Here is a 19,742-nt window from a genome sequence, read left to right as displayed (position 1 = left end):
TCGCAATGGTCGACTAGGGGTGGGAACGGGCAAGGCGCCTGTTGAGTTTACAACAGGCGCCTTGCGGTCGGCTGAGTACGGATCAGCTGGTGAACTCTGCGAGCTCCTGGAGCAGCGCGGGCTTGGGCCGGGCGCCGATGATCGTCTTCGCGACCTCGCCGTCCTGGAACACGTAGAGCGCCGGGATCGAGGTGATCCCGTACTTCGCGGCGGTCTCCATGTTCTCGTCGGTGTTGACCTTGACGACGGTGAGCTTCTCCGCCTGCTCCTCGCCGATCTCGTCGACGATCGGGGACACCATGCGGCAGGGCCCGCACCAGGGTGCCCAGAAATCGACGAGCACAGGCTTGTCGGACTGGAGGACCTCTGCGTCGAAGGTGGCGTCGGTGACTTCCTTGGTCATTTCAGGACTCCTTGTCGTTGAGTGATGCGAGGTAGTGTTCGGCGTCGGTGGCGGCCACGCAGCCGGAGCCGGCGGCGGTGATCGCCTGACGATAGATGGGATCGATGACGTCGCCGGCGGCGAAGATCCCGGGAACCGTGGTCCGCGAGCTCCGGCCGTCCACGGCGAGATAGCCGTCGGGGCGGATCTCGAGGGCATCCTTGAACAGCTCCGTGCGCGGATCGGAGCCGATGGCGACGAACAGACCGGTGACGGGCAGCTCGCTCGTCTCTCCGGTGGCGGTGCTGCGTACGGTGAGCCCGGTGAGCGCGTCCTCACCGTGGATCTCGGCCACCTCGGAGTCGAGGAGGAACTCGAGCTTCGGGTCGGCCTTGGCACGGTCCTGCATGGCCTGCGAGGCGCGCAGCTCCTGGCGGCGGTGGATGAGGGTGACCTTGGAGGCGAATCGGGTGAGGAAGGTCGCCTCCTCGATCGCCGAGTCCCCGCCGCCGACGACAGCGATCTCCTGATCCTTGAAGAAGAACCCATCACAGGTGGCGCACCAGCTCACGCCGTGGCCGGAGAGCGCCTTCTCATTGGGGAGCCCGAGCTCCCGGTAGGCCGAGCCGGTGGCGAGGATGACCGCGCGCGCCGTGTACTCCGTCCCGAGGGCCGTGGTGATGCCGTGGGCGCCGGGATTCATCCGCAGCTCGGTCACGTCGTCGTACACGACCTCGGCACCGAAGCGTTCGGCCTGCGCCCGCATGCTCTCCATGAGGTCGGGCCCCTGCACGCCTTCGGGGAAGCCCGGGAAGTTCTCGACGTCCGTCGTGTTCATGAGCTCGCCGCCGGCAGTCACCGATCCCGCGATGACGACAGGCTGCAGATTCGCCCGTGCGGCGTAGATCGCGGCGGTGTACCCGGCAGGGCCGGAGCCGATGATGACGACGTGGCGTTCGGTCATGGATTCTCCTCGGTGACCGGGGCTCAGCGGGCCGGTCGTGACGGCGCCTGCTCGTGATGAGCAGGCGAGGGGTGGATCAGTTCGATGTACGCACAACAGGACGGTGCACGGGGTTATTCCGCGCGCGCTGCCGCGGGCCCGGACAGGTGGCCCGGGACCGCGGTGTCACGACAGCTCGATCTCGCTGATCCGCGCGCGGTAGCCCTCGGAGACCGAGGGCAGCTCGGTGATCCAGACGAACACGTGGGTGCCCGTGGCCGGTTCGTCGAGTTCGATGGTCCCGGTGTCGTCGGGCAGTTCGCCGGTGGCGACGGTCTCCGCGTCCTCCGGGTCGGCCGAGTCGCCCACGCGGATCTCCACGGCGCCACCGGGGGTGCCGGAGATGATCACGACGGAGGAGATGGTCGCTTCATCCTCGAGCTCGAGGCCGAGCCCGAGGCCCGATTTGAGGTTGCCGAACTCTGCGGAGTTGTACCGGTCGGTCTCCCAGACTCCGGACACCCCGGGGAGCACGTTCTCCGCGGCGGCATCGTTCTCGCTGCCGTCCCCCTCCGGGTCGAGGGCCTCGGCGGACGCGATGACCGGGGGCGGACCGGCCTCCGCGGTGGGCGAGGGCTCTGCGGACGACGGTTCTGCGGGCGGAGCGGTGGTCTCCCCGGCCGTCGGATCCTCGCCCGGCCGGACGAAGAGACCGATGACGAGACCGATCGCGACGAGCACTGCGAGGACGCCGATGATGAGCGGCAGCGGCCTGAGCGAGCTGCTGCGCGATCCGCGATCCGCGGGACCGGCACCGGACGACCCGCTCCCGCCGGCGGCACCGGCGGCAGTGTGCGCGGCAGCCGGAATGCCGGCGCCTGCGGATCCGGATGCTGCGGCCCGCGCCTGCGCGGGCCGCGAGTGCCGATCCTTCGGCGAAGTCTCCGCCGAGCCCGATGACCGTCCGGCATTACCTGCAGCAGCTGCAGCACCACCAGGAGCATCTGTCGTGCCCCCGGTCTTCACCATTGCAGGGTTCGAACCCTTTTGACGTGCGGAAACATCGGTGTGAATGACCGAGGGAGCATTGCGAGCCGCAGGGTTCGAACCCTGCTCTCCTGGCTCGCTGGCATCTTCCGGGTTCGCCCCGGAACCGCCATTCGGCGCAGCCTCAGCACCGCTGCGGGATGCTGCGACGGCCCCGGAACCGGCACCGGCCCCTGAACCGCCGCTCGCCGCAGCGTCTTCGACCGGGGTGACGTCGAGGTCGTGGGCGACTCCGCCGCGCGAGGTCCGCCGGTTCGGGTCCGAGAGGCGCAGCCGCTCCTCGGCCTCCTGCTGGAGACGGCGCTCGCGCTCGAACTCGGCGCGCTGGCGGGCGAGCTCCTCCTCGCGGGTGGTGAACATCCCGCCGAGGAACCACGAGCCGTCGTCCTCGTCCTCACCGGAGCCCTCGGGATCGGGGGCCCGGTCGAGCTCGATGACCTGGGTGTCCTCGCTGTCGTTCCATATCGCGTCACGATCGAGGATCGGGGCGGTGAGGTTGGGGTCCTGTTCGCGGGAGGCGTACTCGGAGTAGCTCGAGAAGGTGTCCTCGGGCTGCCATTCGCGGGTGTCGTCGGCGACCTCGTCCATGCTCGCCGCGGCCACGGGGAAGGTCGACGCCCGACGCATCTGCATCTGGTCGTCGAACGGGGAGGTCTCGCTGCCGGAGCGGCCTGCGGCCAGCCCGGTGGTGCCCGGTCGCACCATGCCGATGCGCTTGAGCGCGGCCTGGAGCTGCTGCGGCGTGGCGCGGCGGGTGGGTGCGGACTCCTCTGCGGCGGGTGCGGGTGTCGCAACGGGGGTGCGGCTCGGCCGCGATCCGCTGCGGCCACCGGCGGACGTCCCTGCGGGAGTGCCGCGCTCGGGGAGCGACGGGGTGCTTCCGGCGGTGGTGCCCGCCGCGGCGGCGGCGGCCGCGGCAGCGCCGGTTCCGGCCGGACCTGCCGTGTCGGGGAGGCGTCCCGCCGGGGACTCGGCGCCCGGGGCCTGTCCGGGCGCCCGCTTCGCAGCGTCGGCGGTGCTGCCGGGCGCAGAATCACGCGGGGTGCCGCTGAAGTCGGTGGTGCCGCCGGGGAACAGCGGCTCACCGGGCTCGGCCGTTCCGCCCCGGGCGAGCCGGTGGAGGGCGCGGGTGTCCCATTCGCCCAGGTAGCGCACGATCTCGCTCGGACTGCGCGGGCCGGCCTCGGTCTTGGAGACGACTCCGGAGACGAACTCCTCGAGGTCGCGCGGGATGCCGGGGGTGACCGACTCGGCGCGGACGATGAGGGCGTTCTTCTTGGGCGCGGGCTCGAGTCCGCTGCGCGCCTCGGGCCCGGGCCAGTGCGCGGTGAGCGCGGCATAGAGGATGTTGACGAGCGCGAGCGCGTCCTCTCGCAGCGCCTCCCGGCTCGACAGCGCGTCGAGGCCGAGCTCGTAGGGGCCGTCGGCCACGGCGGCGTCGATCGCCACCCCCTGGACCTCGACCTCTCCGGTGGGGGTCAGGGCGATGGACTCCGGGCCCAGGCACAGGTGGTGGAGGCCGCGCTTCGAGGCGTGGACGAGGGCGGTCGCGGCCTCGCCGACGAGTGCGCGGGCCGCCTCGGGGTCGAGCGGGCCGTGGCCGAGGAGGGCGGGCAGGCCGACGGCCTCGGTGCGGTCGACGACGACGAAGTCGATGCCGTCGGCGCGTCCGACGTCGTGGATGTCGGGGATCCGGGGATCGGTGAGGAGCGCGGCGCGGCGGGCGGCGTCGAGGAGGTCGCCGGAGCGGGCGGCGTCGGCGGCGAACAGCTGCGCGGGCTCATCGAGGATGGCGTCGATGACGAGGCACACGGTTCCCGCTTCGGGGAACTCGGCCAACCAGGGTCGGCGGACCTCGGAGACGACGTACCGGTCGGCGATGACCGTGCCGCGTTCGATGTTGATCAGGGGGACCACCTCCGCTGAGTCCTGCTTCGCCTCAGAGTCGAATACTACCGTTCGGCACCGCGCCCTCGTCTCAGCCCGCGCCGCGATTCACCTTGGCGCGCACCGTGGCGGCGACCGCGTGGAGCTCCGACACCCGCAGCAGCCAGCACACGCCGAGGTACACCCCGAGCATGACGATGCCGATCCAGCCGACGGTGACGAGCGCACCGGCGCGCCCGGCCCAGGCGCCCTCGCCCGCCCACGCGAGCAGACCCATCCCCGCCGCGCAGGCGAGCGCACCGGCGACGGCGAACTTGAGGTGGGCGACGAGGATCGCGGTCGACTCGAGATGCCCGAGGCGGCGGCGCAGCAGGGCGGCGCTCGTGATGCAGGCGAACAGGTAGCCGACGCTCATCGACAGTCCGATCCCGGCGACGACGAACTGCTGTGGCAGGAGCGCACCGGAGGCGATCACGCCGCCGGCGGTGAGCGCGACCTGCGGCACCTGCACCCAGAACGGGGTGCGGGCGTCCTCGTAGGCGTAGAACACCCGCTGGAGCAGATAGTTCGCGCTGAACGGGACGAGGCCGATGACCATGGTGACGAGGACGAGGCCGATCGAGCGGGCCTGGGCCTGGGATCCGCCGCCGATGAGCATCGCGGCGGGGCCGGCGAGCGCGATGAAGGCGACGGTGGCGAACATGTTGACGAGCCCGACCACCCGCAGGCCGAGGGTGAGCGAGCCGCGCACCGAGCGCGTGTCGTCCTCCGCGGCGTACGAGCTCATCGAGGTGAAGAGCGCGGTGGCGAGCGACACCGCGACGAGCGAGTGCGGGAGCATGAACATGAGGTACGAGACCGAGTACGCGGCGTTCGATGCCGAGGCCTCCCCGCCGGTCGAGGACGCCGAGGCGGCGACCCGGCTCGTGACGATGAAGCCGAGCTGCCCGATGAGCACCGCGGCGAAGGTCCAGCCGGCGACGGTGCCGGCGGTGCGCAGGCCGAAGCCGCGGAAGCCGAAGGTCGGCCGGTAGGAGAACCCGATGCGCTTGAGCGGCCACAGCAGGACGAGCGCCTGGAGGACGACGCCGAGCGTGGCGGAGCCGGCGAGGAGGACGAGCTTGGGGGTGTCCCAGGTGCCGACGGCGTGCTGACCGGCCTCGCCGGGGCCGAACACGACGATGAAGACGATGAGGCCGGCGATCGACACGAGGTTGTTGACCACCGGCGCCCACATGTACGGACCGAAGGACGAGTGCGCGTTGAGCACCTGCCCGAGCATCGTGTAGAGGCCGTAGAAGAAGATCTGCGGCAGGCACCAGTAGGCGAAGGCGACGGCGAGCGCGGTCTGCTCCGGGCTCCAGGCGGACGAGGAGTAGAGGCGGACGAGGAGCGGAGCGCACAGGGTGGCGATGACCGTGACGCCGAGGAGGAGCACGAGGGTGAGCGTGAGGAGCCGGTTGGTGAAGTCCCGGCCGCCGTCGGAGCGGCGGGTCGCGCGGACGATCTGCGGGACGAGGACGGCGTTGAGGACTCCGCCGGCGAGCAGCATGTAGAGGTTGTTCGGGACCTTGTTGGCGACGTCGAAGGCGTCGGCCGCGCCGCCGATCGTCACGCCGATCGCGGTCGCCAGGAGCATGGTCTTGACGAAGCCGAGGATGCGCGAGGCGAGCGTGCCGGCAGTCATCACCGCCGAGGACTTCGCCAGTGAGGAGATCCCGGTGCGTGCCACCCGTTCTCCTATCCTCGGTCGTTCTGCTGCGCCCGGGCCATGGCGGCCTCGAGCTGGCTCTTGGGAATCTTACGCCGACCGCGGGACACGGACTTCGCGAGGCCGACGACGAACACGATGAGGAGGCCCGCGGCGATGACGGCGGTGCCGATGTTCTCCCAGTCGGCGCGCACCCGCACCATGAGCTCCCCGGTGTGCGGGACGACATAGCCGTTGTCCGCGACGATCTCCACCCGGGTGATGAGGTCGGCGTTCGCGAGCCCCTCGACGGGCACGTCGACGCGCGTGCTCTCGTGCGGCGAGAGCTCCACCGTCTCGCTCACCGCGGTGCGCAGCTGGGGGGTGGGCGCGGTGACGCGCACGGTCACCGTCGCGGGTCGACCCGAGCTGTTCTCCACCCGGATCGGGATCGTCGTGCGCTCGCCGGTGACGAGGAGCACCGGGGACCCCTCCTCGGGTCGGATGCTGCTGGTGAGCGCGGCGACCTCGGTGTCGAGCGCCTCGGTGCACTCGGCGCGGTTGGGGGCGTCCGCCCAGGCGGCCTGTGCGCAGCCGAGCATCATCCGGTCGAGGTCGCGGCGCGCGGAGTCCGCATCGCTGAACACCGCTGCGTAATCGCCCACCGCGGAGTGGGCGGAGCGCAGCCCGGTGATGGCCTCGGCGGTCAGACCGGTGCGACGGGTCGAGGCCACGACCGGGGCGCGGGACACCGGCTGCCCCTCGAGGAGTGCGTCGACGGAGCGGAAGGCCAGCCACGGGGCGGAGCGGGTGGCCTCGGCGATGTCCCGCCAGGAGCTGTCCGCGGCCGTGCGCGGCAGGGTGACGAAGAGGTGGCGGGAGTCGTAGGGGCGCTCGGCAGTGATCGCGGAGCTCTCCGCGACGTACTCACTCACCGCTGCGGCGGGCGCCCCGGCTGCGCCAGCGGTGGCGACGGCGTCGTAGAGCCCGGTGTCGACGACGAGCGAGTCGAGGATCCGCGGGGAGCCCGCCGAGGTGTCACGCGCGCCGCCCTCCATGGCGCCGGAGCCGTCGCCCGGGTCGTCGGCCGCCGCGCGGGATCCCGAGTCGTCCGCGCCCGTTCCGTCCTCAGGGCCCGCGGCGACGGTCACCGTCGAGTGCGCGTCCGAGGTGTACCCGGTGAGGGCCGGCTGCTGGAGGTCGGAGACGACGACGGTGTTCGTGTCCGGGGTGACGAGGTCGGGCAGGTGTTCCTGTGTCACAGTGCCCGACACCGGCCACACGACGTCGGTGCGGGCCTGTGGGAACATCTCGGTGACGATCGCCGCGTCCTCCTGCGCCCGTTCGGCGAGTCCGTCGAGGTCACCCTCGGTGAGCGAGGCGAGGTCGGCGTCGGCCCAGGGCAGCGCGATGAGCGTGCGGCCTTCGGCGAGGTCGGCGAAGCGGGTGAACCAGTCCCGCAGGAGTGGGGTGGGGTCGGTGCCGTCGGCCGGCTCGGTGACGAGCTCGGACGGTTCGCTCGGCGCGGCCGTCCCGGTGGGCAGGGGTGCGGACGGTTCCGGTTCGGCGGGCTCGGACGCGCGCAGCGCGGAGTCGATCGAGGCGAGCAGGCGCGGGTCGATCGCGAGCGCGATCGCCGGGTCGACCTCGGCTGCGGCGAGGAGCGCGGTGAGCGGGCCCTCCGGCCCGGCAGCCTGCTCGAGCGTCTCCTGCGGGAGGAGACCGGTGGAGGAGAAGCCCGGCAGCGTCACCGGCATGACGAGGGTGATCGAGGTGGGGTCCGGGTCAGGGTCCGGATACCAGGTGGTGAACCCGGTCGCGGAGCCGGCGACGGCACCGGAATCGGTCCGGCCGGACAGGGCGACCTCGACCCCGCGCGCCCCCCAGGCGGAGATCGGGGAGGAGGTGGGCAGCTCGAGGCGGTCGGCCGGCACCTCGAAGGCGAACTCGGCGACCTGTCCCGGTGCCAGCGAGTCCGGCAGGTCGGGCACCTGGGGCGCGTCGTCGGGGTCGCCGGACGGGGTGTCGGTGCTCGCGGCGAGGATCCGGTGGCGGCCGCCGCGTTCGCTCCACCGGTTGATCTGGAGGCGGGAGTCGAGGCGATCGGTGGACATCCGCAGCTCGAGCGCCGGGGTGCGCAGATCGGTGTCGCTGCGGTTGATCACCGTGCCGGACACCCGCAGGGCGCCGTCCGGGTCGAGCCAGGGCGTGATCTCGTCGACCACGACGAGCTCGGTGCCCGGTTCGGGGGCGGATTCCGGGGTGCTGGGCGCCTCGGCTGCGGGATCGGGGGCCCCCACCGGGGGCTGGGGCACGGGGCCGGCCGCGGCGGGAGTGAGCTGGAACGGCAGCCCGCTGAGGAGCAGCACGAGGAGTGCGAGGAGAACGAGGGTGGCGCCGCGCCGGGGGGAGGCGAGCGTCACGGCGCGTACCGGGGCAGGACGGTGCGGGCCGCGGCGACGATACGGCGCTCATTGGCGAAGGTCAGGCGCGAGCCGAGCTCGTCGAACGGCACCCAGGCGGCGTCGATCGCCTCCTGGTCCGGGTCGTTCTCGACGGTGAGCTCCCCACCGGTGGCGCTGAGCAGGAAGTGGTGGACGACCTTGTGGACGCGGTAGCCGGCGACGGAGAACCAGTAGTCGACGCTGCCGAGCGGGGCGACGACGCTGCCCTCGACGCCGGTCTCCTCGGCGACCTCGCGGCGGGCCGCCTGCGCGGCGGTCTCCTCGCCCTCGAGGTGACCCTTGGGCAGGCACCATTCGAGGCGCCCGGCCCGGTTGATCCGTGCGATCACCGCGACCGGCCGGTCCGCACGGGAGAAATCGACCACGATGCCGCCCGCGGAGGTCTCCTCCACGGTGTTGGAGCGTACCGGAAACGGTCCGGGCTTCGGCAACGGCCTGGGCATGGCCTCACTCTATCGTCCGCACCTGGAGGTTTCGTGGCCGTCGCGCCCGCACCGGGACGTGCGCCGGTACCCTGGTGAGGGTCCCCGATTCGACGGTCCGGGACGACGCGATCCCAAGGAGGTCCCAGGTGTTCCTGGCCCAGGCCCATGCCCGGCTGGCCGATGCCCTCGACGGGCTCGACCCCGTCCTCGGCCCCCTGGGGCAGCGATTCGCCGACGCCGGGTTCGAGCTCGCACTCGTCGGCGGCTCGGTGCGCGATGCGCTGCTCGGTCGGGGGATGCCCGACCTCGACTTCACCACCGACGCCCGGCCCGACGACATCCTCCGGCTCATCACCGGCTGGGCGGATGCGCACTGGGACATCGGCCGGAGGTTCGGCACGATCGGGATGATCCGCTCCGGTTACCAGATCGAGATCACCACCTACCGCGCCGAGGCGTACGACCCGGAGTCCCGCAAGCCCACCGTGGCGTTCGGCGACTCCCTCGACGACGACCTGCTGCGCCGCGACTTCACGATCGGTGCGATGGCCGTGCGGCTGCCCGCCCGCGTGTTCGTCGACCCCTTCGGCGGACTCGCCGACCTCGAGGCCGGCCGGATCCGCACCCCGGGGAGCGCGGAGATGAGCTTCGGCGACGACCCGCTGCGGATGATGCGCGCCGCCCGCTTCACCTCCCAGCTCGACTTCGCCGCCGCCGGCGAGGTCGTCGAGGCGATGACCGGGATGGCCGAGCGGATCGACATCGTGTCCGCCGAGCGCGTGCGCGACGAGCTCGTCAAGCTCGTGTGCGGGGCCGCACCCCGTCGCGGCATCGAGCTGCTCGTCGACACCGGGCTCGCCGAGCGCATCCTGCCCGAGGTCGCCGGCCTGCGCCTCGAGCGCGACGAGCACCACCGCCACAAGGACGTCTACCAGCACAGCCTCACCGTGCTCGACCAGGCGATCGAGCTCGAATCCCGGTACGCCGCCCGGCAGGAGAAGACGGGGATCGCCGAAGGGGACCCGCAGCGCCTCCCGGTGCCGGACTTCGTCGTCCGCTTCGCCGCGCTCATGCACGACATCGGCAAGCCCTCGACGCGCCGTTTCGAGCCGGGCGGTGCGGTGACCTTCTACCACCACGACGTCGTCGGGGCGAAGATGACGGCGAAGCGGATGAAGGCCCTCCACTTCGACAAGGACACGACGAAGAAGGTCGCTCGGCTCGTCGAGCTCCACCTGCGGTTCTACGGCTACGGGGACGCCGGCTGGTCGGACTCCGCGGTGCGCCGCTACGTCACCGACGCCGGGGACCTGCTGCCCCGGCTCCACATCCTCACCCGGTCCGACGTCACCACCCGCAACCGCCGCAAGGCCGAGCGGCTGGCGCATGCCTACGACGACCTCGAGGAGCGGATCAACGCGCTCGCAGAGCAGGAGAAGCTCGACGCGATCCGCCCCGACCTCGACGGGAAGCAGATCATGGCGCTGCTCGACATCCCGCCCGGGCGCGAGGTCGGCGAGGCCTACCGCTTCCTCCTCGAGGAGCGGATGGAGCACGGCCCGCTCGGTGAGGAGCGCGCTGCGGCGGTGCTGCGCGAATGGTGGGACGCACGACAGGGATGACCGGAGTGCGGGAAGTGCCGTGAGACGCCCGGTTCCGCGCCTCCGGTGCCTGATACCTTGAAGCCAGAGGTGACGGAATACATCGAAGGAGACCGTATGAGCACCGCGACGGACACGTTCCGGCAGGCCCGCGACAGCCTGCTCGAGATGCGCACCGACCTCGAACAGGCGCGCGCCGCCTTCACCTGGCCCCGCTTCGAGCACTTCAACTTCGCCCTCGACTGGTTCGACGAGGTCGCCCGGGACAACGACTCCCCGGCGCTGTGGATCGTCGAGCAGGACGGCACCGAGGGGATCTGGAGCTACCGCACGCTGTCGGCGCGCTCGAACCAGGTGGCGAACATGCTCCGCGCCGCCGGCGTCACCCGCGGCTCGCACGTCATGGTCATGCTCGGCAATCAGGTGGAGCTGTGGGAGACCATGCTCGCCGGGCTCAAGCTCGGCGCTGTGCTCCTGCCGACCACCACCCAGCTCCAGGCCGCCGACCTCACCGACCGGGCCGAGCGCGGTGAGGCCGCGTTTGTCGTCGCCACCGCCGCCGACGCCGCGAAGTTCGACGACGTCGACCTGCCGCTGACCCGGATCGTCGTGGGCGGCGAACCGTCCCGCGAGGGTGACATCGCCTACGCCACGGCGGACGACTTCCCCGCCGGGTTCGAGCCCGACGGGCCGACTCCGGCGGACGACCTGCTGCTCCTCTACTTCACCTCGGGCACCACCTCGAAGGCGAAGATGGTCGCCCACACCCATGTGTCCTATCCCGTCGGACACCTGTCGACGATGTACTGGATGGGCATGGAGCCCGGCGACATCCATCTCAACGTCGCCTCCCCGGGCTGGGCCAAGCACGCGTGGTCGAACATCTTCACCCCGTGGATCGCCGAAGCCTGCGTGTTCCTCTACAACTACTCCCGCTTCGACGCCCCGGCGCTCATGAGCACGATGGAGCGGGTGGGCGTGACGAGCTTCTGCGCCCCGCCCACCGTGTGGCGCATGCTCATCCAGGCCGATCTCGGCCTGCTGTCCACCCCGCCGCAGAAGGCGCTCGGCGCCGGCGAGCCGCTCAACCCGGAGGTCATCGACCGGGTCAAGGACGCCTGGGGGGTGCTCATCCGCGATGGCTTCGGGCAGACGGAGACCACCCTGCAGATCGGCAACCCGCCCGGCCAGCCGATCAAGTACGGCTCGATGGGCCGGCCGCTGCCCGGCTACGACGTGGTGCTGCGCGACCCGGCGACCGGGGAGATCGGCGACGAGGGCGAGATCTGCCTGCGCCTCGACCCGCGCCCGGTGGGACTGACCGTCGGCTACTGGCACGACGAGGAGCGCACCGCCGAGGCGTTCGAGGACGGCGTCTACCACACCGGCGACGTCGCCTCCCGGGATGCGGACGGCTTCATCACCTACGTGGGCCGTGCCGACGACGTGTTCAAGGCCAGCGACTACCGGCTCTCCCCGTTCGAGCTCGAGAGCGTGCTCATCGAGCACGAGGCGGTCGCCGAGGCCGCCGTCGTGCCCTCGCCCGACCCGGTCCGGCTCGCGGTGCCCAAGGCGTACGTGGTGCTCGGCTACGGCTGGGATCCCAGCCCGGAGCTCGCCCGCGACATCCTCAGGTTCTGCCGCGAGAACCTCGCCCCGTACAAGCGGATCCGGCGGATCGAGTTCACCGAGCTGCCGAAGACGATCTCCGGCAAGATCCGCCGGGTCGAGCTGCGGAGCCGGGAGCGCGAGCTGCACCCCGCCGAGGGGACGACGACGGTCGAGCACGCGGAGTACTCCGACGCCGACTTCCCCGAGCTGCGCGGCTGAGCCCGGTCCGGTGACGACCGCCCGGGACGCCTCGGGAGGGGCCGGCCCGGTGACGCGGGATCGGGTCCGGATGCGCTCGGGTCCGGGGGTCGAGTGCGCCCGCTCACACCTCACGCTCATCGACTTCCAAAGTTCGCGTGTTTGAATTGCCCGGTTCGCGCGACGAGGGAGAATCTTTGGCCAAGCACCAGAAGACCGCCGCGGCCGGTTCGGCCGCCGCGAGTTCCACCGGGAGGTCCGGGGTGAACAAGGGTCTGCTCAACTACCCCCGCTCGGGGGTGACCGGGTGGACCCGCTGGTTGCCGTCCCTGCGCCTCATCGGCGTCGGGGTGCTGGCGATGTTCGTCCTCGTCATCGGCCTGTTCAGCATCGGCTACGTGGTGACCGACGTGCCCGAGCCCAACGTCGAGGCCGAGGGTCAGACGTCGACCGTCTACTGGGACGACGGCGAGACCGCGCTCGGCACCTTCAAGATCGAGGACCGCCGCAGCGTCCCGATCGACGCGATCTCCCCGGCGATGCAGCAGGCGGCGATCGCGGCTGAGGACCAGTCGTTCTACGAGAACCGCGGCATCTCCATCAAGGGCCTGTCCCGCGCGGTGTGGGGCGTCGTCACCGACAACTACGCCGGCGGCGGCTCGACGATCACCCAGCAGTACGTCAAGAACTTCTACCTCACGAACGAGCGCAGCATGGACCGCAAGGTCCGCGAGATGTTCATCGCGATCAAGATCGACCAGGAGCTGACGAAGGACGAGATCCTCGCGAACTACCTCAACACGATCTTCCTCGGCCGGCAGAGCTACGGCATCGAGGTCGCCGCGCAGAACTACTACGGCAAGCCCGCCGCCGAGCTCGACGTCGCGGAGAGCGCGCTGCTCGCCGCGATGATCCAGCGCCCCGGTGCCGCGGACCCCGCGGAGAACCCGGAGGAGTACGAGGACCGGTTCCGCTACGTGCTGGAGAACATGGCCGAGCTCGGCTACATCACCGAGGACGAGGCCGCGAGCACCGAGATGCCGGAGCTGTCCGAGGCGAAGAAGGACAACCAGTTCCGCGGTCAGAACGGCTACCTGCTCGACAACGTCCGCAAGGAGCTCGTCAACGCCGGGATCACCCCGGAGATGCTCGACCGCGGCGGCCTGCAGATCCACACGACCTACAACCAGGAGGACGTCGAGGCCGCGATCGACGCCGTCGAGGACCTGCCCGAGCTCAAGGAGGGCATGCACGTCGGACTCATGTCGATCGACCCGAAGACCGGCGGCATCAAGGCGATGTACGGCGGCGAGGACTACCTCGAGCGGCAGCAGAACCAGGCGACGGAGGACATCACCCAGGCGGGTTCGACCTTCAAGCCCTTCACGCTCGTGGCCGGACTGGAGAACGGGTTCCGTCTCACCGACCACTTCGCCGGCAACAGCGGCACGACGATGATGTACGACGGCACGCCGTGGCGGCCGAACAACTACGGCGGCGCGAACTACGGCTCGGTGAGCCTGCTCCGGGCCACCCAGAGCTCGATCAACACCGCGTACGCGCAGCTGAATATCGAGGTCGGACCGGAGAAGACCAAGGACGTCGCGATCCGCGCCGGGCTCGGTGAGGACACGAGCGGCCTCGAGGCCAACGCGGCGAATGTGCTCGGCACCGCGAGCCCGACGGTGGGCCGGATGACCACGGCGTACGCGACCTTCGCCGCCAACGGCATCCACCGGGCCCCGCACTCCGTGGCGAAGGTCGAGAACCCCGACGGCGAGGTCGTCCACGAGGCCGACACCGAGGGCGAGCGGGTGTTCGATGAGAACGTCATGGCTGAGACGAGCTATGCGCTGTCCCGTGTCGTGACCTCCGGGTCCGGCTCCTACGCCCAGAACCTCGGCCGCCCGGCCGCGGGAAAGACCGGCACCTCGCAGGACAACTACTCCGCGTGGTTCGCCGGATACACCCCGAACCTCGCGACCTCGGTGGCGATCTACCGGGAGGACGAGGCCGGCAACCCGATGGAGATCGGGGCCTACGGCGGCCGCGGCTCGATCACCGGCGGCTCGTTCCCCGTCCAGGCGTGGACCCAGTACATGGATGACGCGCTCGAGGGCGAGGACATCGAGAAGTTCCCCAAGCGCGGTGAGCTGCCCGACGTCGAGAAGCCGAAGAACGACTCCGGTGTGCCGAACCAGGCTCCGCCCGCCCGGCCGAACCCGAACCCGAATCCGAATCCGGACCGGCCGCGTGGTAACGACGACGACGACCAGCCGCGCCAGGAGCGTCCGCGCGAGGAGGAGGACGAGGCCCCGATCGAGGAGCAGCCGGAGGAGGAGCCGCCGCCGGAGCAGGAGCCCGCACCGGAGGAGCCCGCACCGGAGGAGCCGCCGGAGGATGATCCTGCTCCCGATCCCCCGGAGCAGCCGAAGCCGCCGGAGGAACCGAAGCCCCCGCCGGCGCCGGAGCCCCCGCCCGAGGACGAAGGCGAGCTCGGCGGCTGAGTCAGGGCAGGTCCGTACGGGATCGCAGGGCCCGGAGAGATCTCTCCGGGCCCTGCGGTGTCCCTGCGGTCCGGCGGCACGGTCACCGGTCCTCTAGGCTGATTCCATGACCCGCTTCACCCCGGAGACCCTGGCCCGCCCGCTGCTCGGCGGCCCCAGCGGTGCGCGTCTGGCCACAGGCGGCCCGCAGCACGGGATCGTCGGCGGGGTGCTCGCGATGTGCCTGCTCGGTGTGACCACGCTGCTCGGCGTGCTCCTCCAGGCCCCGTGCGTGGCGCGTGGCTGGGAGCAGCCCTTCGCCTCGTTCCGGATGTGCGCCTCGCCCCTGGCCAACGGGATCACAGCGACGACCTTCCCGGACGCCCCCGGCCGGGCCCCCGGAGCGAGCACGGAGTTCTCTCCCGCCAGTGCCTGGCTCGTGGGGCTCGCGGAGCGGCTGGGTGCGGGGGCGGAGACCGGCGACACCGCCTTCTTCATGGTCCTCGTCCTCCTCCTCAACGTGCTCGCGATCGCCGCGGCCGGCATCGCCCTGCTCCTCCTCGGGCGCAGCCGCGGGGACCGGGTGTGGATCCCGGTGGCGTTCGTCTCCCCGGTCATCGTGTTCACCCTCGGGCAGACGCTCGACCCCGTGGGCGTGGCGCTGGCGCTGTGGGCGGTCGTCCTCCTGCGGCCGGCGCCCTCCCGGGTGCCGCGCTCGCCGATGGTCGCCGGCGCGCTGCTCGGGCTCGCAGCGTTCATCAATCCGCTCGCCCTCGTCGTGGTCCTCGCGCTCGCTCTCGTCCTGGTCTCACGCCGCGAGACCACCGACCTCATCGCGGCGTGCGGTGCGTTCATCGTCGCCGTGGGCGTGCTCATCGTCCTCGACGGCCGCCTGTTCGGCCGTCTCGCGGCCTGGTGGGCCGAGGCGATCGACCGCGGCTCCGTGGTCTCCCTGCTGAGCTACGAGCGGTCCCTCGACCCCGGCCTGCTCACCGCGGTATCGGTGATCGTCTGGGTGCTCGCGCTCGGCATCGCGTGCGCCGTGATGCTCGCCGGCCGGTCGGCCGCACCGCTGTCGCTGCCGGCGGTGGCGACCGTGCTGCTCGGCCTCAGCCTGCTGTTCATGCCCGCCGCCCCCACGTGGAACGCGCTGTGGCTGGTCCCCTTCGCCGCGCTCGCCGTGCGGCACCTGTGGGTGCAGGTGGCCTGGGGGCTGTCCGAGGCGGCCCTCGCGGCGGCCGTCCACCTGTCCGACGTCACCGCGCTCGACGCGAGCGAAGGGCTGTCCCCGATGTGGCTGTCGGTCTTCACCCTGCTGCGCCTCTTCGCCCTCGCCTTCCTCGTGTACCTCGCCACCGAGCGGCTCCGCGCCGCACCCCCGGCCCGCATGTCGCGGGACTCGACAGCCGATGCGGTGTCGGCCGCCGCCGGATCCGACATCGCGAGCAGCGTGCCGGGCGAAGGCCCCGGCGAAGGTGACACGGCCCGGCCGAATCACTAGAATGGTGAGGTCTGTGCTGCCGGCGGACCGTTCCGCCGGTGGGCCCGACACAACGTATGTACCCTCCTGCCATGGACCGACCATGGCCGCTGAGACCAGAGGAGGTGGGTTACACGTGCGTCATTACGAGCTCATGCTCATCCTTGATCCGGAAGTCGACGAGCGCAATGTGAGCGCCACTGTCGAAAAGCTGCTGAAGGTGGTTCCCGCTGATGGCGGAACCGTCGACAATGTGGATGTCTGGGGACGTCGTCGCTTCGCGTACGAGATCCAGAAGAAGGCCGAAGGCTACTACGTGGTCGTGGACTTCCACGCCACTCCGGCCACCACCAAGGAACTGGACCGCCAGCTCGGGCTCAACGAGACCGTCATGCGGACCAAGATCCTGCGCCCGGACGCCAAGTAATCACTCACCGGAGCCGTTGATCTAAGGAGCCAGCATGGCAGGCGAGACCATCATCACCGTCGTTGGAAACATCACCGCCGATCCCGAACTCAGGTTCACCCCGAACGGCGCGGCCGTCGCCAACTTCACGGTCGCCTCGACCCCGCGGACGTTCGACCGCCAGGCCCAGGAGTTCAAGGACGGGGAGACGATGTTCCTCCGCTGCAACGCCTGGCGCGAGATGGCCGAGAACGTCGCCGAGTCGCTCCAGCGCGGTTCCCGAGTGATCGTCCAGGGACGTCTGAAGTCCCGCACCTTCGAGACCAAGGAGGGCGAACGCCGCACGGTCTTCGAGCTCGACGTCGACGAGGTCGGCCCGAGCCTGCGCTACGCCACGGCGAGCGTGACGAAGAACGAGCGCAGCGGCGGCTTCGGCGGCGGCGGCAACTATGGCGGCGGACGCGGCGGCAATGCCGCGGGCGGCGCCGGCGGCCAGGGAGGCGGCAACTCCGGCGGCGGATGGGGACAGAACCCCAATGCCGGCGGTGGCGGCTACTCCCAGGGCGGCCAAGGAGGCCAGGGCGGCTACAACCGCCCCCCGCAGCAGTCGCAGCAGGACGACCCCTGGGCATCGTCCACCCCGCAGAGCGGACAGGGCGGCGGTTGGGGCAACCCGACCGACGACGAGCCCCCGTTCTGATCAACACTTTTTCTGACAGGAGACACTCATGGCAAAGCCGGACCCCCGGAAGCCGATCAAGAAGAAGGCGAACCCGCTCAAGCCGGGTGAGGCTTCGCAGATCACCTACAAGGACACGTCCACACTGCGCAAGTTCATCTCCGACCGCGGCAAGATCCGTGCCCGCCGCGTCACCGGTGTGACCGTGCAGGAGCAGCGCGTCATCGCCAAGGCAGTGAAGAATGCCCGCGAAATGGCTCTGCTTCCCTACTCGAGCTCGTCTCGCTGATCCGTTAGGGGAATCAACCATGGCTACCAAGAAGCTCATTCTCAACCATGAAGTCGACGGCCTCGGTGCCGCCGGCGACGTCGTCGAGGTGCGTGCGGGCTACGCGCGCAACCTGCTCATCCCGCGAGGCTGGGCGACCCCGTGGAGCGAGGGCGCGCAGAAGCAGATCGACGCCCTGCGCAAGTCGCGTCAGGCGCGCCAGATCGCGGACCGCGACGAGGCCCTGGCTCTCAAGGAGAAGCTCGAGTCGACCTCGGCGAAGATCGAGATGAAGGCCGGTGCGCAGGGTCGCCTGTTCGGCGCCGTCACCCCGGCCCTCGTCGCCGAGGCGCTCGCCGCCTCCGCCGGTGTCGACATCGATCGTCGCGCCGTCGCGCTGCCCGGTCACGTCAAGAGCTCCGGTTCGTACACCGCCACCGTGCGCGTGCACGAGGAGATCACCGCGAACGCCAAGTTCGACGTCATCGGCAAGGCCTGATCGACTGCTCCAGACTGCAGAATCCGAAGGTTCCTGAGAACGGAATCGCCGGATAGTGCAGTCTCAGCGCACGGCCGCTCGATCGAGGCGCCGCGTCCCCACAGGGGCGCGGCGCCTCGGGCGTTGTCGGGCAGGTGCCGGGCCGCGGTGCGCGCGGCCGTCGGGCGGAGCCGTCGAGCGGGGCGTCGTGCTCGGCCGGCGCCCGCGGGCGGACTGTGCGACTTCCGGTGGAGAGTGGTGGCATCGACGGGCGTACACTCCACCGAAACTCCCACGATCGCGAGCCCACGCGTGTGCTCCGGTTCCAGCGGGGAGTGGAACAATGGCGCACATGACCCAGCTTCCGACCCGAGAGAACATCGCGCCACCGGCCCCGCGCCCCGCGCTCACCACCGAGCCGGAGGACGCCGAGCGGGCCGAAGGGCTGCGGCGGATGCGCCGGCTGGCCACCGGACTGCTCGTCCTCGCCGCCCTCGTCTTCCTCGTCACCCATCTGTTCACCGACCTCACCGGCGTGTGGGGCTTCGTCGCGCGCGCCTCGGAGGCGGCGATGATCGGTGCGATCGCGGACTGGTTCGCGGTCACCGCGCTGTTCCGGCACCCGCTGGGCCTCAAGATCCCCCATACCGCGATCATCCCGCGCAAGAAGGACGTGCTCGGGGAAAGCCTGTCGAACTTCGTCGCGGTGAACTTCCTCAAGTCGCACACCGTGGCTCCGAAGCTGCGGAAGGCGGAGATCACCCGCCGGGCCGGGAACTGGCTGGAGCAGGAGAAGAACCAGGCGATCGTCGTCGAGCGGGCCGGGCAGGGCCTCGAGTACGTGCTCAAGCGTGTCGACGACGATGCGATCGAGGGCATCACCCGAAACGTCCTCGTCCCCAAGCTCGTCTCCACCCACAAGTCCCCGGTGCTCGGCCGGCTGCTCCAGGAGATCGTGCAGGACGGGGCGCACCACCGGCTCGTCGACCTCGTCGTCGGCGAGGCCTATGTGTGGCTGGCGAACAACCCACGCGTCATCGATGAGATCGTCGCGCAGAAGGCACCGGACTGGGTGCCCGGGTTCCTCAACGACACCGTGTCCAACCGCCTGCGCAAGGAGGTGCTCGGCTGGGTCGCCGAGGTGCGGGATCAGCCGTACCACAAGGCCCGGCAGGCCCTCGACCGCTGGCTGCTCGAACTCGCCGAGGCGCTCAAGAGCGACACCACGATCGCGGAACGGGCCGAAGGTGTGCTCGACGATCTGCTGCGGCAGGAGGGCGTCGTCCACTCGGTGCTCGAGGTGTGGGCCTCGCTCAAGCGCCTGCTGCGCGGCGCGGTGCTCGACACCGAGGGCGAGGTGCACGCCCGGATCCGCGGCCTGCTCGCCCAGATCGCGGACCGGATGGTCAACGACGTCGAGTTCGCCCGGTCGATGGACGACTGCATCGCGAGAGCCGCCGGCGACCTCGCGGAGTCGTTCGGTCCTGAGCTCGCGAGCGTCATCTCCGACACGATCGCCGGCTGGGACGCGCGCGAGGCCTCGGACCGGATCGAGCTCTACGTGGGCCGCGACCTCCAGTACATCCGCATCAACGGCACGGTGATCGGCGCGCTCGTCGGCCTGGTCATCCACGCCATCACGCTGATCCTGCCGAGGATCTGAGGCGCGGGGCCGCAGGCGCCGGGCAGGACGGTC

General features: G+C 70.8%; 15 protein-coding genes. 9 read left to right on the top strand and 6 right to left on the bottom strand.

The features are described 5' to 3' along the window. Nucleotides 1-82: 82 nt before the first annotated feature. The 6 genes from trxA to MTQ12_RS04415 all read right to left on the bottom strand — a co-directional run bounded on the left by trxA (nucleotide 83) and on the right by MTQ12_RS04415 (nucleotide 8,857). A complete protein-coding gene (trxA, locus tag MTQ12_RS04440; RefSeq protein WP_137318522.1) occupies nucleotides 83-403 on the bottom strand; it encodes a thioredoxin in 321 nt (106 codons plus the stop codon). A gap of 1 nt (nucleotide 404) precedes the next feature. After that, nucleotides 405-1,346, bottom strand: coding sequence for a thioredoxin-disulfide reductase (trxB, locus tag MTQ12_RS04435; RefSeq protein ID WP_247424355.1), 942 nt, complete (start codon nucleotides 1,344-1,346; stop codon nucleotides 405-407). Between the two features lie 165 nt (nucleotides 1,347-1,511). Further along, a complete protein-coding gene (locus tag MTQ12_RS04430) occupies nucleotides 1,512-4,289 on the bottom strand; it encodes a hypothetical protein (RefSeq protein WP_247424352.1) in 2,778 nt (925 codons plus the stop codon). Between the two features lie 61 nt (nucleotides 4,290-4,350). Next, complete coding sequence (gene murJ, locus MTQ12_RS04425; RefSeq protein ID WP_137318525.1) at nucleotides 4,351-5,991, bottom strand: murein biosynthesis integral membrane protein MurJ; 1,641 nt, start codon at nucleotides 5,989-5,991, stop codon at nucleotides 4,351-4,353. Nucleotides 5,992-5,999: 8 nt separating this feature from the next. After that, nucleotides 6,000-8,372, bottom strand: coding sequence for a DUF6049 family protein (locus tag MTQ12_RS04420; protein ID WP_247424350.1), 2,373 nt, complete (start codon nucleotides 8,370-8,372; stop codon nucleotides 6,000-6,002). Then, a complete protein-coding gene (locus MTQ12_RS04415) occupies nucleotides 8,369-8,857 on the bottom strand; it encodes an NUDIX hydrolase (RefSeq protein ID WP_137318527.1) in 489 nt (162 codons plus the stop codon). The genes MTQ12_RS04420 and MTQ12_RS04415 overlap by 4 nt, the downstream gene beginning before the upstream one ends. A 134-nt stretch (nucleotides 8,858-8,991) precedes the next feature. On the opposite strand from MTQ12_RS04415, the gene MTQ12_RS04410 reads away from it, so the two are divergent. The 9 genes from MTQ12_RS04410 (at nucleotide 8,992) to MTQ12_RS04370 (ending at nucleotide 19,709) form a co-directional block, all read left to right on the top strand. Next, nucleotides 8,992-10,461 carry a CCA tRNA nucleotidyltransferase gene (locus MTQ12_RS04410; protein ID WP_247424497.1) on the top strand — a complete coding sequence of 490 codons (1,470 nt, stop codon included), beginning with the start codon at nucleotides 8,992-8,994 and terminating at the stop codon, nucleotides 10,459-10,461. A gap of 96 nt (nucleotides 10,462-10,557) precedes the next feature. After that, nucleotides 10,558-12,270, top strand: coding sequence for an AMP-binding protein (locus MTQ12_RS04405; protein WP_247424347.1), 1,713 nt, complete (start codon nucleotides 10,558-10,560; stop codon nucleotides 12,268-12,270). Between the two features lie 137 nt (nucleotides 12,271-12,407). Then, nucleotides 12,408-14,756 carry a transglycosylase domain-containing protein gene (locus tag MTQ12_RS04400; RefSeq protein WP_247424343.1) on the top strand — a complete coding sequence of 783 codons (2,349 nt, stop codon included), beginning with the start codon at nucleotides 12,408-12,410 and terminating at the stop codon, nucleotides 14,754-14,756. Nucleotides 14,757-14,862: 106 nt separating this feature from the next. Next, the gene (locus tag MTQ12_RS04395) at nucleotides 14,863-16,236 is read left to right on the top strand and encodes a hypothetical protein (protein WP_247424340.1); all 1,374 of its coding nucleotides are present in this window, start codon (nucleotides 14,863-14,865) and stop codon (nucleotides 16,234-16,236) included. A gap of 115 nt (nucleotides 16,237-16,351) precedes the next feature. Further along, a complete protein-coding gene (gene rpsF, locus MTQ12_RS04390; protein WP_247424495.1) occupies nucleotides 16,352-16,642 on the top strand; it encodes a 30S ribosomal protein S6 in 291 nt (96 codons plus the stop codon). Nucleotides 16,643-16,676: 34 nt separating this feature from the next. Then, a complete protein-coding gene (locus MTQ12_RS04385; protein ID WP_247424337.1) occupies nucleotides 16,677-17,321 on the top strand; it encodes a single-stranded DNA-binding protein in 645 nt (214 codons plus the stop codon). Nucleotides 17,322-17,349: 28 nt separating this feature from the next. After that, entirely contained in the window at nucleotides 17,350-17,589 is a 240-nt protein-coding gene (gene rpsR / locus MTQ12_RS04380) for a 30S ribosomal protein S18 (protein ID WP_137318531.1), read from the top strand. Nucleotides 17,590-17,608: 19 nt separating this feature from the next. Next, nucleotides 17,609-18,067, top strand: a complete 459-nt coding sequence (gene rplI, locus MTQ12_RS04375; protein WP_137318532.1) for a 50S ribosomal protein L9 — start codon at nucleotides 17,609-17,611, stop codon at nucleotides 18,065-18,067. Between the two features lie 331 nt (nucleotides 18,068-18,398). After that, nucleotides 18,399-19,709 (top strand): DUF445 domain-containing protein, encoded by a 1,311-nt coding sequence (locus MTQ12_RS04370; protein ID WP_247424333.1) that lies wholly within the window; start codon nucleotides 18,399-18,401, stop codon nucleotides 19,707-19,709. The last annotated feature ends 33 nt before the right edge of the window (nucleotides 19,710-19,742 follow it).

Source organism: Brevibacterium sp. R8603A2 (genome assembly GCF_023072605.1).
Lineage (GTDB): Bacteria > Actinomycetota > Actinomycetes > Actinomycetales > Brevibacteriaceae > Brevibacterium > Brevibacterium pityocampae.
The sequence above is the reverse complement of the archived record's forward strand: the minus strand, read 5'-3'. Positions and strand labels throughout refer to the sequence as shown.